General features: G+C 72.4%; 12 protein-coding genes. 4 read left to right on the top strand and 8 right to left on the bottom strand.

Annotated elements, in window-relative coordinates:
* Positions 1-138: 138 nt before the first annotated feature.
* Together QOL88_RS31205 and QOL88_RS31200 are read right to left on the bottom strand one after the other, a co-directional pair.
* Positions 139-1,821, bottom strand: a complete 1,683-nt coding sequence (locus QOL88_RS31205) for a DUF2264 domain-containing protein (protein ID WP_097221612.1) — start codon at positions 1,819-1,821, stop codon at positions 139-141.
* Positions 1,822-1,900: 79 nt separating this feature from the next.
* Entirely contained in the window at positions 1,901-2,983 is a 1,083-nt protein-coding gene (locus tag QOL88_RS31200) for a rhamnogalacturonan acetylesterase (RefSeq protein ID WP_097221611.1), read from the bottom strand.
* Between the two features lie 191 nt (positions 2,984-3,174).
* On the opposite strand from QOL88_RS31200, the gene QOL88_RS31195 reads away from it, so the two are divergent.
* Complete coding sequence (locus tag QOL88_RS31195; RefSeq protein WP_179879012.1) at positions 3,175-4,839, top strand: rhamnogalacturonan lyase B N-terminal domain-containing protein; 1,665 nt, start codon at positions 3,175-3,177, stop codon at positions 4,837-4,839.
* A gap of 38 nt (positions 4,840-4,877) precedes the next feature.
* Here the strand turns inward: QOL88_RS31195 and QOL88_RS31190 are convergent, their stop codons facing one another.
* The gene (locus tag QOL88_RS31190) at positions 4,878-6,290 is read right to left on the bottom strand and encodes an RICIN domain-containing protein (RefSeq protein ID WP_097221610.1); all 1,413 of its coding nucleotides are present in this window, start codon (positions 6,288-6,290) and stop codon (positions 4,878-4,880) included.
* Position 6,291: 1 nt separating this feature from the next.
* Positions 6,292-7,413, bottom strand: a complete 1,122-nt coding sequence (locus QOL88_RS31185; protein WP_097221609.1) for a glycoside hydrolase family 43 protein — start codon at positions 7,411-7,413, stop codon at positions 6,292-6,294.
* A 385-nt stretch (positions 7,414-7,798) separates the two neighbouring features.
* Between QOL88_RS31185 and QOL88_RS31180 the strand changes: the two genes are divergently transcribed.
* Complete coding sequence (locus QOL88_RS31180; protein ID WP_097221608.1) at positions 7,799-9,889, top strand: autotransporter; 2,091 nt, start codon at positions 7,799-7,801, stop codon at positions 9,887-9,889.
* Positions 9,890-9,901: 12 nt separating this feature from the next.
* Here the strand turns inward: QOL88_RS31180 and QOL88_RS31175 are convergent, their stop codons facing one another.
* Genes QOL88_RS31175 through QOL88_RS31165 form a run of 3 tightly spaced genes read right to left on the bottom strand, consistent with a single transcriptional unit; the run spans position 9,902 to position 13,398 of the window.
* Positions 9,902-10,729: an MOSC domain-containing protein gene (locus QOL88_RS31175; RefSeq protein ID WP_097221607.1), complete on the bottom strand. Its 828-nt coding sequence runs from the start codon at positions 10,727-10,729 to the stop codon at positions 9,902-9,904.
* A gap of 32 nt (positions 10,730-10,761) precedes the next feature.
* A complete protein-coding gene (locus tag QOL88_RS31170; protein WP_097221606.1) occupies positions 10,762-11,880 on the bottom strand; it encodes an aminoglycoside phosphotransferase in 1,119 nt (372 codons plus the stop codon).
* Positions 11,881-11,889: 9 nt separating this feature from the next.
* On the bottom strand, positions 11,890-13,398 hold the full coding sequence (locus QOL88_RS31165; RefSeq protein WP_097221605.1) for an amino acid permease: 1,509 nt from the start codon (positions 13,396-13,398) through the stop codon (positions 11,890-11,892).
* Between the two features lie 129 nt (positions 13,399-13,527).
* On the opposite strand from QOL88_RS31165, the gene mmuM reads away from it, so the two are divergent.
* Both mmuM and QOL88_RS31155 read left to right on the top strand, forming a co-directional pair.
* Positions 13,528-14,439 carry a homocysteine S-methyltransferase gene (gene mmuM / locus QOL88_RS31160; RefSeq protein ID WP_097223256.1) on the top strand — a complete coding sequence of 304 codons (912 nt, stop codon included), beginning with the start codon at positions 13,528-13,530 and terminating at the stop codon, positions 14,437-14,439.
* A gap of 209 nt (positions 14,440-14,648) precedes the next feature.
* Positions 14,649-15,707, top strand: coding sequence for a LacI family DNA-binding transcriptional regulator (locus tag QOL88_RS31155; protein ID WP_097221604.1), 1,059 nt, complete (start codon positions 14,649-14,651; stop codon positions 15,705-15,707).
* 79 nt (positions 15,708-15,786) lie between these two features.
* Here QOL88_RS31155 and QOL88_RS31150 read toward each other — a convergent pair whose 3' ends face one another.
* A complete protein-coding gene (locus tag QOL88_RS31150; RefSeq protein ID WP_097221603.1) occupies positions 15,787-17,391 on the bottom strand; it encodes a carboxylesterase/lipase family protein in 1,605 nt (534 codons plus the stop codon).
* Positions 17,392-17,414 lie beyond the last annotated feature (23 nt).

The raw sequence follows: 17,414 nt of genomic DNA, 5'->3' as shown, positions 1-17,414 counted from the left end.
GGACGAAGGCGGTCCGAGGGCGGTCGGAGGGCGGTCGGAGCACGGTCTGAGCACGGTCGGAGCGCGGTCCGAGGGGGTCGGCGGGCGGTCGGACCGCGCTCCGAGGGCGGTCGGCGGGCGGTCCGAAGGCGGCAGACCTCAGGCGACGTGCACGCCGGACTCGTCCAGCCGGACCCGTACTTCGGGCCCTCCGCTCCAGCGAACCGACAGCTCGCCCTCCCCGGAGGCGGTTACGACGACGGTTTCCGCCAGCGGGCCCGGGTCGGCCTCGCCGGTGAGCCGGGCCAGGGCGACGAACAAGGTGGTGTCCCCGGTGGTGACGCCGGTGAGGTCGTCGTCGAGGCCGACGGCGGGCAGCAGTTCGGCCCGGGCACCGTCCGGTGCGCTCCACCCGGTCACCCGGACCGCCGTTCCCGGCGCCGCCCCCGTGACCAGATGCGCCCGCACCTCCACCGCTCCACGCGCCAGCACCACGCTCGTCACCCGCGCTCCCCCGCCGGCGGTGTGCCGGGACGCCGCCCAGCCCTCGCCCACGCCGAGCGGTTCGATGCCGGTACGGCTCGGGTCGCCGGCGACCAGGACGCTGTTGTCGCACGCGTCCGAGGGCGCCGTCACCGTGGAGTACGCCAGCCGCGTGTAGTACGGGTCGTAACGGACGTCCTCGCTGCCATGGTTGTGGAGGCGGACCACGCCGTCGGAACGGGTGGACTGCAGGAGCCAGTTGGGCGGTCCGACGGGGGTGACGCGGTCCGCGCGTTCGGCGGGGGCGGCCTCCTCCCGCGCCGTCCAGACCTCGTGGTCCGCTGGCAGGAGCAGTCCCAGGAAACCCTTGCTCGCCCAGTACGGGGAGGCCGGGCCCGAGTAGCCCTGGAGGACGGACTCGTCGGGGCCGTGCCAGCCGAGGGAGAGCAGGCCCCGGTCGTCCACCGCGCCCCGGTCCAGGAAGTACTTCAGCGCGCCCGAGGCCAGCCGCCGGGTCTCGCCGGGCGGCAGGGGCGTACGGCCGGTCAGCGCGCCCAGCCACAGCGGGGCCGTCGTGGCGAAGCGGTAGGTCAGCGAGCGGCCCTGGTGCATGGGGGCGCCGTCGCCGCCGAAGAGGCGGGCGTAGTCCGTCAGGTGCCGGGAGAGACGGTCGCCGTACAGCGCCAGCAGGCGCTCGTCCTGCTCCAGCCAGGCGTGCAGCACCGGGTAGAGGTGCATCGCCCAGCCGTTGTAGTAGTCGTACTTGCGGCCGTCGCCGTCGGTGTACCAGCCCTCGCCGACGTACCACCGCTCGATGCGTTCCAGGCCGCGGTCGATCGCCGCGCGGGAGGCGTCGGGCTCGTAACCGATGTCGGCGAGGAAGCCGCCCACGGTGACCGGGAACAGCTCCCAGTTGCAGGGCCAGGGCTCGGCGGTGAGGGCGCCGGCCAGCCACGCGGCCGTCCGTTGGCGTACGCCGTCGTCCAGGCGGTCCCAGAGCTGGTCCCGCGTGAGGCGGAGGGCCAGGGCGATGGAGGCCGCCTCCACCAGGGGCTGGCTGCGGTCCTCGATGCGGGGCCAGACGCCCGAGACGCCGGCGGCGAGGCCGGTCGCATAGCGTTCCAAGGCCTTCTCGTCGCGGCGGAAGGCGGCGAGCAGCAAGGTGCGGGCGTAGCCCTCCAGGCCGTCGGAGAGGCGGCCCGACCAGCTGGCCCGGTCGCCGGGCAGGTGGTACAGCGCGCGGTCCTCGGTCGCGTACGGCTCGACCGCGGCCAGCAGGGAGTCGGCCGCCGCCTCCCAGTGGGCGCGGGTGTAGCCGGTGAACGGGGACGTCGTGCGGTCGGCGGGGGGCAGCTGCATCGGATGTCTTTCGTGCTCGGGCCGGTGGATACGGATCAGACCTGGAGCGCCCCGGTTCCGGTCGGGGCGCCCCAGGGGTCTATTGCACCCGCACCGTGCCCTTCGGGACCAGACGCAGGGTGACGAGTTCGTCGCGGACGAGGCCCGCGTAGGCCGTCGCACCACGCACCGACGTGTGCGTGTTGTCCCGCGCCTCGTTGGTGAGGTAGAGCGCCTTGGAGCCTTCCACCCCGAGGGACTCCACCAGCGCCTTGGTCTTCGCCGTGAGGTCGATCAGCGGGACGTCCCGCGCCGCGGCGACCGAGCGGATGACGGCCGGGTGGTCGACACCGAGCCCGTTGACCAGGAGCGCGGTTCCGTTGTTCAGCGTGCCGTCGGCGTTGAACCAGCGCCGCACGATGGGAGTGACAAGGACCGGCTGTCCGCCCCGCTCCCGGACGCCCGCGACCAGGGCTTCCAGGTTGGCCCGGTAGGTGGCCTCGTCCGTGGTCTTGTCGTTGTGGGCGAGCTGGACCAGGACCGCGTCACCGGGGCGGATCAGGGGCCGTACGGTGGCCCACAGCTGCGGGTTCCCCAGATACGTGACCGTACTCTCCCCGGAATCGGCGTAGTTGGCGACGGACACGCCCCTGCGGAGGTACTGCGGCAGTTGCTGGCCCCAGCCGGAGTAGGGGTCGCCGGGCTGGTCGCAGACGGTGGAGTCGCCGATCAGGAAGATCTGGCGGGCGATGGGGGTCCCCCCTGCTCGAGCGGAGCCGAGAGCTTGGGGGAGGGCCCGCTTGACCTCGATCCCGGCGAGGGCCGGGGCGGTCCCGCCGATCCTCAGATCGAGGCCGGGGGTTCCCTCGGGGCCGGTGGGCTCGCCCTCTGGAGTGCGGACGTTCACCGTGAAACTGCGGGTGACGCGTTTTCCGGCCGGTGCGGCCGTCTCGGGGAGCAGGGAGCGGCGGCTCTCACCGGTGACGCTCGTGCTGGACGCCGCCTTCCCGCCGAGGGTGACCCGTACGTCGTACGTGCCCGGCGGGACATCGAAGTGACAGGCGTCGGCGGCGCAGTGGGCGAGGCCCCGGCCCCCGCTCCTCGCGTCCGCGTGGGCGGGTACGGACGACAACGCGGTCCCCAGGGTCACCGCCGCGACGACGGCGATGCTGAAACGTCTCACTCCAGGCTCCTCCCGGCATACGACAAGACCTGGAGGGGGACCGTACCGCTCCGGACAAGCGCTTTCTAGACCCCGAACAGCATTCACCAGATCTGCGGACGGGTATGCGTGAAAGCCCTTTCGCAAAATCGATTCACCTGTCACTCTCGCTCCCACCGCCCTCCCCCCACCTTTCGCAGGAGGCACCCCCCATGCCCGGAGCCACGAACAGACCGGTCGGCCGCCGCGCGGTCGTCCTCGCCGCCACGGCCGGTGCCGTCGGCGCGGCCCTCGCCCGCCCGGCGCACGCCGCCGGTTTCGGCTGGACCGACGACGGCGCCAACTACGTCGTCGACACCGGCGCCCAGCTCGTCTTCAAGGTCGCCAAGTCCACCGGCGACCTGACCTCCCTGGTCTACCGGGGCACGGAGTACCAGGGCTACGGCGGCATGAACTCGCACATCGAGTCCGGCCTCGGTGCCTCCACCGTGAGCATCAAGCAGTCCGGTACGACGATCCTGATCTCCGTCACGCACGGCACGCTGAGGCACTACTACGCGGCCCGCAGCGGCGAGAACAACGTCTACCTGTGGACGAACAAGGCCGACACGTCCGTCACCGCGAGCCGGTACATCGTGCGCGTGAAGAAGGGCGCCTTCCTCAACGACGAGCCCGACTCCTACACCTACGCGCCCACCACCATCGAGGCCTCGGACGTCTTCCGGAAGTCCGACGGCCAGACCCGTTCCAAGCACTACTCCAAGCTGCGCGTCATGGACTACGACCACATCGGCTGGTCCGCCGGCGGCGTCGGTCTGTGGATGGTGCGCAGCAACCACGAGAAGGCCGCCGGCGGCCCCTTCTACCGCTCCCTGCTGCGCCACCAGAGTGCGGACGGCGGCGGTCTCTACGAGATCCTCCACTACGGCCAGAACCAGACCGAGGCGCAGCGCTTCGGCCTCCAGGGGCCGTACATCATCGCCTTCACGGACGGCGGGGCGCCCTCCTCGGCGCTGTACGCCGGCACGCTGACGACGCCCTGGGCCGACTCGCTCGGCATCGCGGGGTACGTGCCGGCGAGCGGGCGGGGCAAGGTGGCGGGCGTCGGGATCTCCGGGCGGAACACGGCCTACCCGTACACCGTCGGGCTCGCCAACGCGTCGGCGCAGTACTGGGGTCCGGCGCGTTCCTCGGACGGCTGGTTCTCCCTTTCCGGTGTGCTCCCCGGGACGTACACGCTGACCGTGTACAAGGGCGAACTGGCGGTGTACACCACGTCGGTGAGCGTGTCGGCGGGCGGCACGACGACCCTGAACACGATCGCGATCCCGTCCTCCAACGACCCGTCGAACGCGGCCGCGATCTGGCGGATCGGTGACTGGAACGGCACGCCGAGCGGGTTCAAGAACGCGGACCTGATGACGTACGCGCATCCGTCCGACACCCGGGCCGCGTCCTGGACCGGGAACGTGGTCGTCGGCAACGGCGAGACGGCGGCCTTCCCCTGCTACCTCTGGAAGGACGTCAACAGCGGGATCCTGGTGTACTTCAAGCTGACGGCGGCCCAGGCGGCCGCCGCGCACACCCTGCGCATCGGGGTGACGACGGCGTACGCCAACGGCCGGCCCCAGGTCACCGTCAACGACGCCTGGACCTCGGCGATCCCCGCCCCGCCCACCCAGCCGGACACCCGGTCGCTGACCAACGGTTCCTACCGAGGCAACAACCACACGTTCACGTACAGCGTCCCGGCGTCCGCCTGGAGGACGGACACGAGTCAGTACAACGTGCTCAGGATCGACGTGGTGAGCGGGTCGGGGGCGAGCGGGTTCCTCAGCGCGGGGACGGCGGTCGACGCGATCGACCTGCTGGCCTGAGCGCCCTGCGGACCGCCCGGGTCGTCATGTTCCGGTCGTCATGTTCCGCGCGTCCACTGCTGGTTGGTGCCTCCGTTGCACGTGTACGTGATGAGCGCGGCACCGTTGGCGGTGGACGCGCCGTTCACGTCGAGGCACTCGCCGCTCGCGCGGGACGTGACGTTCACGTACGAACCGGTGGTGGCCAGCGACCACTGCTGGTTCGTCGCGGAGGAGGCGCAGTTCTCCTGCGTGACCGAGCTCGCGTTCTCCTGCACGCACAGGCTGCTGTTCCTGACCATCAGCTGGTAGTAACCGCTTCCGACGGACTTGAACCAGTACTTCTGGTTGGCGCCGCCGTTGCAGTCGTACTGCTTGATCTGGGCGCCCGCCCAGAGCGACTGGCTGGTGACGTCCGCGCACTTGGAGGAGTGGCGGGCGATCAGCGTGTTGTACGTGGCGGCGGTACCGGTGACGGTCCCGGCGGCCGTGTCCACCGTGACCTCGGGTGACCAGGACATGGACATCGTGGTCGCGTTGGAGAAGGCCAGCGGCAGCCACACGTACCGGGAGTCGTCGACCGTCCCGCCGAAGGAGTTGCCCCACCGGTCGCCCAGGTAGAGGTACGAGGTACCCGAGGTGCCCTGCACGGGCAGCACGAAGGCGGTCTGCGAGCCGTACGCCGTCGAGTCGCCGACGTTCTTCATGGCCGACCAGGGGCCGGCGATGCTCGTGGCGGTGGCGTACTGCTGCTGGTTGGGGTTCCAGCCCGTGGCGCCCGAGGTCAGCATGAAGTACACGCCGCCCCGCTTGAACAGCGCCGGGGCCTCGCGGTGGCCGCCGGGCCAGGGGTTGGCGACCAGGCTCGCGATGCCGGTGTAGTCGGCGGTGAGGCGGTAGATCTGGAGGTCGTAGTTCTCGCGGGCGGCGGAGATCATGTAACCGGCGCCGTCCGTGTCGACGAAGACCGTGATGTCGCGGGACATGTGCTGGCCGAGCGGCCGGAAGCTGCCCTTCCAGGTGTAGTCGCCGTCGACGGTGTCGGAGACGGCCACGGCGGCGCGGGCCTCGCTGTAGTCGGCGCCGTTCTCCTTGTGCATCCACATCACGAACGTGCCGGTGGAGGCGTTGTACATGACCTTCGGCCGCTCGATGTTGGCGGTCGCGAGCTCCGGGGCACTGGCCTCGGTGAGGACGTGGTTGCGGAACTCCCAGTTCTTCAGGTCGCTCGAGCGGTAGGCGTCGACGTACCGGAAGGTGTTGTCGGCGTTGCGGTGCTCGCCGAACCAGTAGTAGTAGCTGCCGACCTTCAGCACTCCGCCGCCGTGCGCGTGGACGGGGTTGCCGGAGGTGTCCGTGAACTGGGTGCCGTTGGTGATCTTCTGGGGTGCGGCCTGGGCGGGGCCGGCGGTGGCGAGGGCGCCGAACAGCGCGAGGCACAGGGCGAGAAGGGCGGCGTACGCACGTCTCATGTCAGTCACCTGCCGTTGCCGTGTCGGCGACCGGGACGCCGAAGTCGGGGGTGCCGTCGCGCTTCCAGCCGAGCTTCTGGACGCGGGTGTGGCGATTGGGGTCGTTCAGCGGGTCCCCGTTGATGTGCTTGTACTGGCGGGCGTGGTAGACGAGGACGTCGGTGCGGCCGTCCTCGGCGACGGTGAAGCAGTTGTGGCCGGGGCCGTACTGCTTGGTCGTGTCATTGCTCGTGAAGACCGGGGTCGGCGACTTGGACCAGCTCATCGGGTCCAGGAGGTGGCTGTCGGCGTCGGCGGTCAGCAGGCCCACGCAGTAGTTGAAGTCGGTGGCGCTGGCCGAGTACGTCATGAAGAGGCGGCCGTTGCGCTTGAGGACGTAGGGGCCCTCGTTGACCTTGAAGCCGATGCACTCCCAGTCGTACTCCGGGGTGGAGAGCCGCACCTGCGGGCCCTTCAGGGTCCACGGGTCGGCCATCTCCGAGAGGAAGATGCCGGTGTTGTTGTCCAGGCCGGGCTCGTGCTGGGCCCAGGCGAGGTAGCGCTTGCCCCGGTGGGTGAAGGTCGTGGCGTCCAGGGAGAAGGTTTCCCACGCCGTCTTGACCTGGCCCTTCTCCACCCAGGTGCCCTTGAAGGGGTTGGGGTGGGAGTTCTCCAGCACCCATATGCGGATCGCCCAGACGTCCTCGGCGGGGGCGGAGGCGAAGTAGATGTACCACTTGCCGCCGATGCGGTGCAGTTCGGGCGCCCAGATGTGGGCGCCCATGGGGCCGGTGGCGTGGGCGCGCCAGATGACGGACTCGTCCGCCGTGCCGAGGCCGCGCAGGGTGCGGGAGCGGCGCAGGATGATGCGGTCGTACTCGGGGGCGGTGGCGGTGAAGTAGTAGAAACCGTCCTTGTGCCGGTTGATGTGCGGATCGGCACGGTTGCGGACCAGAGGGTTCACGAAGGGGGCCGGCTTCGGGTGCCCGGCGGTTGCTCCGGCAGCGGTTTCTCCCCGGGGCGCCGCCTCGGCGACGCCGGGGAGGGCGGGGACGGCGGCGAAGGCGCCGGCGGCTGCGGCGCCCTTCAGCAGCATTCTGCGGCTGGGGGGTTCGGGCAGAGCGTGGTCGCGGTCGCGGCTCATGCGGGGGACCTGCCTCTCACTGGGGGACACACGGCGTCGTCGTCGAATGCAGCGTCTGATATTTCGAACACCATCTGTCATTACGAACGCCGAAAAGGTATGGGGGTGACACGTGGAGGTCAACGGGTCTGACGGGACGAACCCGCCCGGCTCGGTGACGAATCCGCCGGGCTCGGTGACGAATCCGCCGGGCTCGGTGACGAATCCGCCCGGGCTCGGTGACGAATCCGCCCGGGCTGGGTCACGGATGCGCACGCCTCGGTGACGGAGGCGCAGGCCTCGGCGACGAATGCGCACGCCTCCGCGACAATGCGCTCGCCTCGTTTCGGAAACAGCGAGCGCCAATTTTCTGTTATCGGCGCGGACATGGGCCGTCTCCGGTCATGTGCGCAGCCTGATCCACACCACAGCAGCGGCCGCGGGCGTCCTCGCGACGGTCGCGTCCCTGGTCACCGCTCCCCCGGCGGCGGCCGCCGGCGCCCGGGACGTCACGGCCGACGTGCTGGCCGGCCGGGACGTGACGCTCGGCGGCGACACGGTCGTCACCGTGCCGCCCGGGACGACGACGTACGACGGCGTGTTCCGCGGCGAGGGCACGCTCACGGTGCGCGGCACCGGGACGCTGATCCTCACCAGGGACAGCGACTTCACGCTCCCCCGGGCCCGGCAGCGGCAACGGGTGCGGACGGCGGGCGGCAACCACCCGTACGTCACGGTCACCCGGCCCGACCCTCCTGCGGTCACCGTCGAGCGCGGCGCGACGCTCCAGTACGGCGACGGCGGCACCACCGGCCTGATCGGCCACTTCCCGTACGACACCCCGGGGTTCCGCCTCAACCAGGACAACATCCGGGTCGACGGAACCCTCCGCCTCTCCCTCAGGAGCGCCTACACCCTGGGCACCATCAGCGGCTCGGGCCTGATCACCCAGCCCAGGTTCCTGTGGGGCACGTGGGACCTGCCCGGCACCCACCCCTTCTCCGGGGTGATCGACAACGGCACGCAGGCGAACGCCGGGCGCCCCGAGTACGCGACCTCGCTGCCGCGCGTCCGCACGATCCTCAACCAGGGCACCTGGACGGTGGACACCCCGCTGGGCCGGACCGTCACGATGGGCATGGACTTCTACCAGCGCGCGTACGGCAGCGACATCAACGTCCAGTCCCGGCCGGGCGGCGAGGTGGTCCTGACCGGCCAGTACAGCTGGTCGGACCGGGGCGGCGACACCGACCCGTCGCTCAGCGACCCGGCCCTCAACTGGACGCCCGCCCGCAAGAACGTCAACAAGCGCGGCACCAACATCAAGGGTGCGAACGTCCGGTGGGGCGACGGCACGACCGACCGGATCTTCATGCCGGGTACGGCGGAGACCGTTTACATCAACCTGCTGGCGGCCCGCGAGCGTTCCCGGCTGACCTTCGACTACAACGGCCCGGTGACGCTCGGCGCCCCCATCGGCGGCGGCAGATTCCACGACACCCTGTCCGCCCCCGGCGCCGGCGACGTCGTCATCGCCGGCACACCCGGCAACGACGTGACCTTCGCCGCCGTCCAGTACTACGACGGCTCCACGACGGTGGAGAAGGGCGCGGTCCTGCGCCTCGGCAGCGGCAAGCGGGGCGGCGACGGCGGCCTGTACACGGGCGGCAGCCACTACCGGCTCGTCAACAACGGCGCCCTCGTCCTGCGCAACACCAACAGGCCCGTCACCCTCTCCCGCGTCGCCGGCAGTGGCTCCCTCACCCAGTCGGGCACCGCCACCGCGACCCTGACGGGCGGGGCGGTGACGTACGCCGGACCGACCACGGTCTCCACGGGCACGCTGGCGCTGCGCGGCGGAGCCACCCTCACCCACAGCAGGACGATCCGGCTCACCTCGGCCGGCGCGCGACTGGACGCGGGCCGGCCGGGTCTGCGGGTGGCGACGACGCTGACCGGCACGGGCACGGTGAGCGGCGCGGTCACCAACGACGGCACGGTCACGACGGGCCTCACCGTCAACGGCCCCTACACGCAGAGCCCGAAGGGCTCACTGGTCCTGCGGAACAAGCCGCTGACCGTGACGGGCCGGGTCAGGCTGGCCGGGGACCTCGACGTATCGTCCGCGCCCGAGGGCACCCCCGAGATCACCGTGCTTGACCACAGGGGCACGGCCCGAACGTCGGGAACCTTCACCGGCCTGAAGGAGGGCGCCCGCCTGAAACTGGCCAGCACCGCCTACCGCCTCACCTACCGGGGCGGCGACGGCAACGACGTCGTCCTGACGGCCGTCCGCGCCCCCCGCCCGTCCCCCACCCCCTCCGCGCCCTCCACTGTGGCCCCACGCAGCGCGGGCGCCGCGCGGCACCTCGGATTCGGCTGGTGGCCCTACGCCCTCGGCTCCGCCCTGGTCATCAGCCTCGCGGTACCGGTGGCGACGCGACGGGGCCGGGGCCACCGGCGGGGCGGGCGGCATGCGGGCCGCGCGCGGCGGTGACCCGGCCGGTCCTCACAGCTCGGACTCGCCCCACAGCGTGACCTCCACCTCGTCCCCCACCGCCACCGTGCCGGGCCGGAGTACCGCGTACTTCGTGCCGAAGGCGACGCCGCCCTGGGTGGCGCGGCGGTAGCCGGCGAGGGTGCGCAGGGGCTCCGGGCCCGCCCGGGTGCCGGCGTGCTGGTCGACCAGGGTGACCGCGCAGCGGATGGCGAGCTTGGCGTAGCCCAGTTCCGTGGTGCCGATGCGCAGGCGGTGCGCGCGGTCCTCCGTGTGGGGATCGTCCCAGCCGTCGACGACGAGGTTGGGGCGGAAGCGGTCGACGGGGAGGGGCTGGGCGCCCCGGGCGGTCATCCTGGTGCTGAGGAGGTCGAGGGTGGAGCGGGAGAGGACGTGCAGGGCGCAACTGTCGGCGTAGCCGGAGGTGCCGGGCGTCAGGCCGTCGGTCACCCGGTCGTGTTCCGGCGGGGTCCGTACCAGCCGGCTCGGTACGCCGAGCACGTCCGAGAGCCAGTCCGCCGCCTCGTCGCCCTGGTCGATGCCCTGGTAAGCGGTTCCGAACAGGTCCACTTTCTGCCGGGTACCGGAGGTGTCCACCCGGAGGTGGAGAGGCTCGGACTCGGGTGCGGTGAGCGTGAGGTGGCCGCCGTCGGGGGTGATGAGGGGGCGGATGACGGCCAGCAGCGGATCCCGGCGCTGCGTCCGGTACCCGCCCTCCTGGCCGACCACCATGAAGCTGCGGTCGTGCGCGAGTCCCGCCGGGGTCAGCAGCGCCTCGCGCACCGACGTACCGGCGCAGCCCTTGACGGGGTAGTACGACAACTCGGCGACTCGGGCCATGACCTTCCCTTCCGTACGGCGGTGCAGCGGGTTCAGCGGCCGGTGGGGGCTTCGGGAAACCCGAGGCGGGGAGCCAGCAGCCGTGCCTCGGCGGCCCATTCGGCCAGGTACGCCAGGGCCAGTCCCCGTTCCCGGTAGCGGAGTTCGGCCGAGACGGTGCCCTCGCCGCCGTAGGCCACCGGCTGCTCGTCCGCCCGCGCCAGCATCAGCGCGGTGAGCCAGTCGTACTTGACGGCGGAGGCGCACACGCCGAGTCGTACGAGGGCTTCGTCGCCGCGCCAGCCGCTCTCGCGCAGGCCTTGCACGTAGGCGTCGTAGGCCGCCTTGGCCAGGCCCGGCAGGTCGGCGGCGGGGACGAACAGGTCGAAGACGCAGTCCGGGAGGTAGTTACCGAGGTCCTCGCCGAGGGCGCCGTCGCCGGTGAACGCCCAGTCGAGCAGAACGCCGTCGCCGGGGCCGTCCGAGCGGAGGTTCGCCGGCCACTGGTCGAGGTGGCAGAGGGTGCGGGGCAGCGACTCCATGACCGTGAGGAACCACTCACGGTCGTGGTGGAGGCGGACCATGTCCTCGCGCAGGCCGGGCGGGAAGTGCCGTCGGATCAGGGGGTGCTGCCACGCCTCGTCGGTGTCGAGCAGGGCCTCGCCCGTCGTCTTCCCCGCCGTGTAGTCCCGCAGGAAGCGCTGCGAGAGCCAGGGGGTGTCCTCCCCCGCGCCCACGGCGCCCTGCGCGACGCCCAGGCGGTGGGCGTGGTCGACGTGGCGGGCCAGGGGCCAGGCGGTCGCCGGTCCGCCCGGCACGTCCTCCAGCCACAACGCCACGTCTCCGTCGGGGCGTTCGGCGCACTCCAGCAGCCGGGGTGCGCGGATGCCGTGCCGCTGCCAGACCTGGGCGAGGCCGGACCCGTAGACGTACGCCTCGCGGCGCCAGAAGTTCCAGTGGCGCGGATCGTTGGACGCCGACCAGCTGACGTCGGTCTCCTTCGTCCGTGTCAGGACCTTCAGGACGGCCGAGCGGTCGCCGCCGGTGACCCGCCACACCCCGGCCGTGACGCCGTTGCAGGGGTTGTGCGTGAGCGGCTCGAACACCGCCCTGTCCGCAGGGACTCCCAGGACCTCACGTACTTCGGCATGCGCTGCAGCGACCTCGGGCATCCCCCGATGCTATGCCTCCGCCTGAGCCGTGTCCTTGCGTCCCCGCAGCCACACGTACACCGGGATTCCGGCGAACAGGAACAGCACGCCCTGGTACACAGCCGCGTACCCGGCGCCGGCGATCAGCCAGAACGAGAAGCCGAACGAGAGGACCGCGACCGTCAGGTCCCGGGCGAGGCCCGCGGGGCGATGGGGGAACTCGCGGGTGCCGCGGGCCAGCCAGTAGAGCTGGGCCGCCGCCGACAGCAGATACGGCACGCAGCCGGTGAACGTGGTGATCAGAACGAGGACGCGGAAGGTGGTGTCCGGGCCGGCCGTGTAGTTGAGGGCGATGAGGAGGCTGCCGAGGACCGCGCAGGCCCACACCCCGAAGCCGGGGACGCCCCCCTTGCCGAGGCGGGCGAAGGGCGCGGGGAAGAGGCCGTCGCGGGCGGCGGCGTACGGCATCTGCGCGGCCATGAGGATCCAGCCGTTGAGGCAGCCGGTGATCGAGGCGACCGCGACCAGGGCGATGGCGGTGCCGCCCCAGCCGCCACCGGTGATCGTGTTCACGGCGTCGGCGAAGGGGGCGCCCGAGTCGACGAGCCGGTCGTGCGGGACCAGCCCGAAGACGGCGATCGTGCCGAGGACGTAGACGAGGGCGGAGGCCAGGGTGCCGAGGACGCTCGCCCGGCCGACCGTGCGCGCGGGGTCACGGACCTCGCCCGCGCTGACCGCGGCCGACTCGACGCCGAGGAAGCTGTAGAGCAGCAGCGCGGCGGAGGCGGCGAGAGCGCCGGAGACGCTCTGGCCGGAGGCGTTGAAGGGGCCGAAGTTGTCGGCGTCGACGAAGAACAGGCCGATCGTCGCGAGCAGGAGCAGCGGGACGAACTTCAGGATCGTGGAGACGACCTGCACCGCGCCGACCCAGCGCGTGCCCGCGAAGTTCGCCGCGGCCGGCAGCCAGAGGGCGGCCATCGCGACGAGGGCCTGGAGGACGCGGTTGCCGTGCAGGGGTATCAGGACGTCGACGTAGCCGACGACCGCGACGGCCAGGGCGGCGATGCTGACCCAGCACATCGTCCAGTACGACCAGGCCGACAGGAACCCGGCGAACTCGCCGAAGGCGTCCCGCGGGTAGACGTACAGGCCGCCGGTGACGGGGCTGCGCCGGGCGAGCCTGCCGAAGAGCAGCGCGAGCAGGACGGCTCCGACGGAGAGCACGAGGAAGGCGAGCAGGCTGATCGTGCCGTAGGGGGCGACGGTGGCGGGCAGGGCGAAGATGCCGCCGCCGATGATGTTGCCCATGACGAGGGCCGTGGCGGCGGCGAGACCGAAGGTGCGGCGGGGGGCCGGGGCCCCGGAGACGGCCGCGGCAGCGGCGACGGCCGGGACTGTGTCGGCGGCCGTGACCGGGGCTGTGTCGGCGGCCGTGGCCGGTTCGGAGGGTTCGGGGCCGGTGGGTTCGGCGGCCGTGGCCGGCTCGGAGGACTCGGGGCCGGTGGGTTCGGCGGCTCCGGCGGGGCGGGGGACGGTCATGGGCGTTCCTGTACGAGCGGAGGGGAGGGCCGTGATCGTAACCCGCCGTCCCATATGTTGGTCGACCTGTTCATACACTGGACACACTCGGCTGGGGTCCGCCGCCGGTTCTCGACTACCGTCGTCGGCATGACCAGCACCCTCACCCTCGCCGAAGCCCTCGCCGCCGGGACGGTCGTCCTCGACGGCGGCATGTCCAACCAGCTCGAGTCGGCCGGGCACGACCTGAGCGACGAGCTGTGGTCGGCGCGGTTGCTCGCCGAACAGCCGGAGGCGGTGACCGAGGCGCACCTCGCCTACTTCCGGGCGGGAGCGGACGTGGCGATCACCGCCAGCTACCAGGCCACGTTCGAGGGGTTCGCCAAGCGCGGGATCAGCCGCGACCGGGCGGCCGAACTCATGGCGCTGAGCGTGGAGTCGGCCCGGGAGGCGGCCCGGCGGGCGGGCGTCTCGCGGCCCCTGTGGGTGGCCGCGTCGGCCGGTCCGTACGGGGCGATGCTCGCGGACGGCTCGGAGTACCGGGGGCGCTACGGGCTGAGCGTGGACGAGCTGGAACGCTTCCACCGGCCGCGCCTGGAGGTGCTGGCCGCGGCCCGGCCCGACGTCCTGGCGCTGGAGACGGTCCCGGACGCCGACGAGGCCGCGGCCCTGCTGCGGGCGGTGCGCGGGCTCGGGGTGCCGGCCTGGCTGACGTACTCCGTCGCCGGTGACCGCACCCGGGCCGGGCAGCCGCTGGAGGAGGCCTTCGCCCTGGCCGCGGAGGCGGACGAGGTGATCGCGGTCGGGGTGAACTGCTGTGCGCCGCAGGACGTGGAGGCCGCGGCGGCGACGGCCGCGCGCGTCACCGGCAAGCCGGTCGTCGTCTACCCCAACAGCGGCGAGACCTGGGACGCCGAGGCGCGCGCCTGGGCCGGCCGCTCCACCTTCGCCACCGGCCAGGTGAAGAGCTGGCAGCAGGCGGGGGCCCGGCTGATCGGCGGTTGCTGCCGGGTGGGGCCGGACGGCATCGCGGGCATCGCGGGGGCGCTGGGAGCGGCGTAGCCCTACGGCATCGGAGAGCAGGGGAAGCAGAGGAAGCAAGGGAAGCGGCGTACCCGGTACGGCATCGCGCCCCGCCCCGGCAGTACGCGCACACCACTCCTGCGCTCTCCTCCCCGCTGCTAGCCTCCGTCGCGGGAACCGGTTGCTACGGCATGGCCGCCTTCCCGAGGGGGTGGGCGCGCACCGGTGCCCGGAGAGACGAGGCAGGCATGACGAGGAAGAGCGGGGACGCGGGCCGCAGCACCATCCGGGACGTCGCGGCGCGTGCGGGCGTCTCCGCGTCGACGGTGTCCCGGGTGCTGGGCGGGGTGTACCCGGTGAGTGCGGCGACCCGAGGGAGCGTGATGCGGGCGGTCCGTGAGCTGGACTACGTGGCCGATGCCCGGGCGAAGGCGATCGCCGGGGCCGGCACGCCCACCCTCGCCTTCGTGCTGGAGGACATCACCGGCCCCTCGTTCGCGCACATGGCCCACGGCGTGGAACGCGAGGCGACCCGGCTCGGCCATCTCTGCCTGGTGTGCAGCACGGAGGGTGACGTCCGGCACGAGCTGGAGTTCGTCGAGATGATGCGGGCCCAGCGGGCGGCCGCCGTGATCCTGGTCGGCGGCACGGCCGACACCCCCGAGTACCGCGAACGCACCCACCGCATGGCCGACTCCCTGGCCTCGGCCGGTTCCCGCCTGGTCCTTTGCGGCCGGCCGCCGCTGGACCCGGGCGCCCCGGTGACGGTGATCGAGTACGACAACGAGGGCGGCGCCCACACCCTGGTCGCGCATGTACTCGCGCAGGGCCACCGCCGGGTGCTGTTCCTCGGCGGCCGGGCGGACCACACCACGGCCCTGGGCCGTGAACGCGGTTACCTCGCCGCGCACCGGGCCCGCGGCCTCACCCCCGACCCGTCCCTCGTCCTGCACGGCGACTTCACCCGGGACGCCGGCCACCGTCTGATGCGGCAGGCGATCGGGGACGGCCTGGAGTTCAGCGCGGTGGTGGCGGCCACGGACATGGTCGCGGCGGGTGCCCTCACCGCGCTGCACGAGGCGGGCCTGACGGTGCCGGGCGACGTCTCACTCGCGGGTTACGACGACATCCCGTTCGCCCGAGACCTGCACCCCGCCCTGACGACCGTTCACGTCCCCTACGAGGAACTCGGCCGTCTCGCCGTCCGCACGGCCCTGGAGCGTGCCCCGGGGGCTCCGGACGAACACCTGCTGCTGGGCACGCACGTGGTGGTGCGGGACTCGGTGGGCGCGCCCCGGTCGCGCTAGCCGCACGTCCCGCGCGGCGGTGTGATGCTCGCCATGGGCGGCGGTGCGCGCCTCGTCAGTGGTGGCGCCGGGCGCTTCGTCAGTGACGTCGCAGGGCCCCGGCGCGGCGGAGTCGCCGTACGGCTGACCGTAGTTCGGCGCTTCGGGTGGGTGAGACGTCGGCCGGGACCACCGTGGGTGCGGGCTCCGGAGGCCGGAGGGCGTCGGCGTTCCAGAGGGCGAGTTCAGGGTCCCTGGGTCCGTGGGCCGTGTAGGCGAGCCCGTTCTCGGCGTCCGGTGCGCGGTCTCCGAACACCCTCACCGGGTGCGCGTCGTCCCAGCGTTCCCAGCCGGGGTCACCGTCCGTGGCGAACCGCACCCAGGCCGCGTGCATGGCGTCCGCCAGTTCCTGCGGCGCGCCCTCCCCCGCCAGTTTCCGGGACTCGGCGACGTCCCCGGTGTCGAAGACGAAGCCCAGCTCCAGCGCGTGGCAGGAGCCGAGGTCGGGCAGGTTCGAGGGCCAGGCGAACTCGTAGACGTACGACGGTTCGGTGCGGGCGTCGGCCAGGTGGTGCAGGGGGATGCGGAGCAGGTGGTCGGTGACGAGCTGTCCGACGATCTCCGCGGTGCCGGCCTCGGGGTGCAGCGTGCGGTAGCCGCGTGGGACCTCGCTCCCGCAGTGGCAGCGGGCCATGGCGCCCGCGAGGGCGACGGCTCCGAGGCGGTCGACGCGCTCCAGGAGTCCGCCCGGCACCAGCCAGAGCCGGTACTCGTCGCGGGTCCAGCCCAGCAGCAGTTCGACGCCGGGGGCCGCGCCACCGTCAGTGAGGGCCTCCAGCGGGTCGCGGGGGACGACGTCACCGTCGATGACGACGCCGAACGCGGGGCCTCCGACCACCGGGCTGCTCAGCTTGCCCACCTCGGCCTGGGTGCGCAGCAGCAGGTCCCGGTCGACGGCGGCGAAGGCCTCGGCGGTGGCGGGGATCTTCAGCCGGGAGGCCATCCGGCGGACCATGCGCCGTACCTTGGCCCGCTCGGACGCCTCGGGCGGACCGCTCTGCAGAACGGCCCGGCGGACCAGCCCCTGGGTCTGCGGGGCGGCGATGAGCGCGCCGATGCTGATCGCCCCGGCGGACTGGCCGAAGAGGGTGATGCGGCCGGGGTCGCCGCCGAAGGCCTCGATCGTCTCGTGGACCCAGGTCAGGGCGGCGATCTGATCGCGCAGGCCGGGGTTCGGGGGCGTGTCCGGGAACAGTCCGTAGCCCTCGACGCCCAACCGATAGTTGATGGATACACAGACCACGCCGTCGCGGGCGAAGGCATGGCCGTCGTAGACGGGTACGGCGGAGGAACCCCTGGTCAGGGCGCCGCCGTGGAGCCAGACGAGGACGGGGAGACGGGCTCCGGGGTCGGGCTGCGGGGTCCAGACATTGAGGTTGAGGCAGTCGTCCCCGGGCACGACCGGGTCGGACAGGTAGTGGGCGAAGGCGTCGGTGTACGGCGGCTTCGGCGGAGTGGGGCCGAAGGCGCCTGCGTCGCGGACCCCGTCCCAGGGCGCCAGTGGCACGGGCGGGCGGAAGCGGCGAGGGCCGAAGGGCGGGGCCGCGTACGGGATGCCACGGAAGACCGCGACACCGCGCTCGTACCGGCCCCGGAGGGCACCATGGGGCGTGCTCACCACGGGGTCTGCCTGGTCTGCCGTCATACGTCCACCAGCCTCCTCACCGC

Source organism: Streptomyces sp. Ag82_O1-12, from assembly GCF_900182715.1.
Lineage (GTDB): Bacteria > Actinomycetota > Actinomycetes > Streptomycetales > Streptomycetaceae > Streptomyces > Streptomyces massasporeus.
The sequence above is the reverse complement of the archived record's forward strand: the minus strand, read 5'-3'. Positions and strand labels throughout refer to the sequence as shown.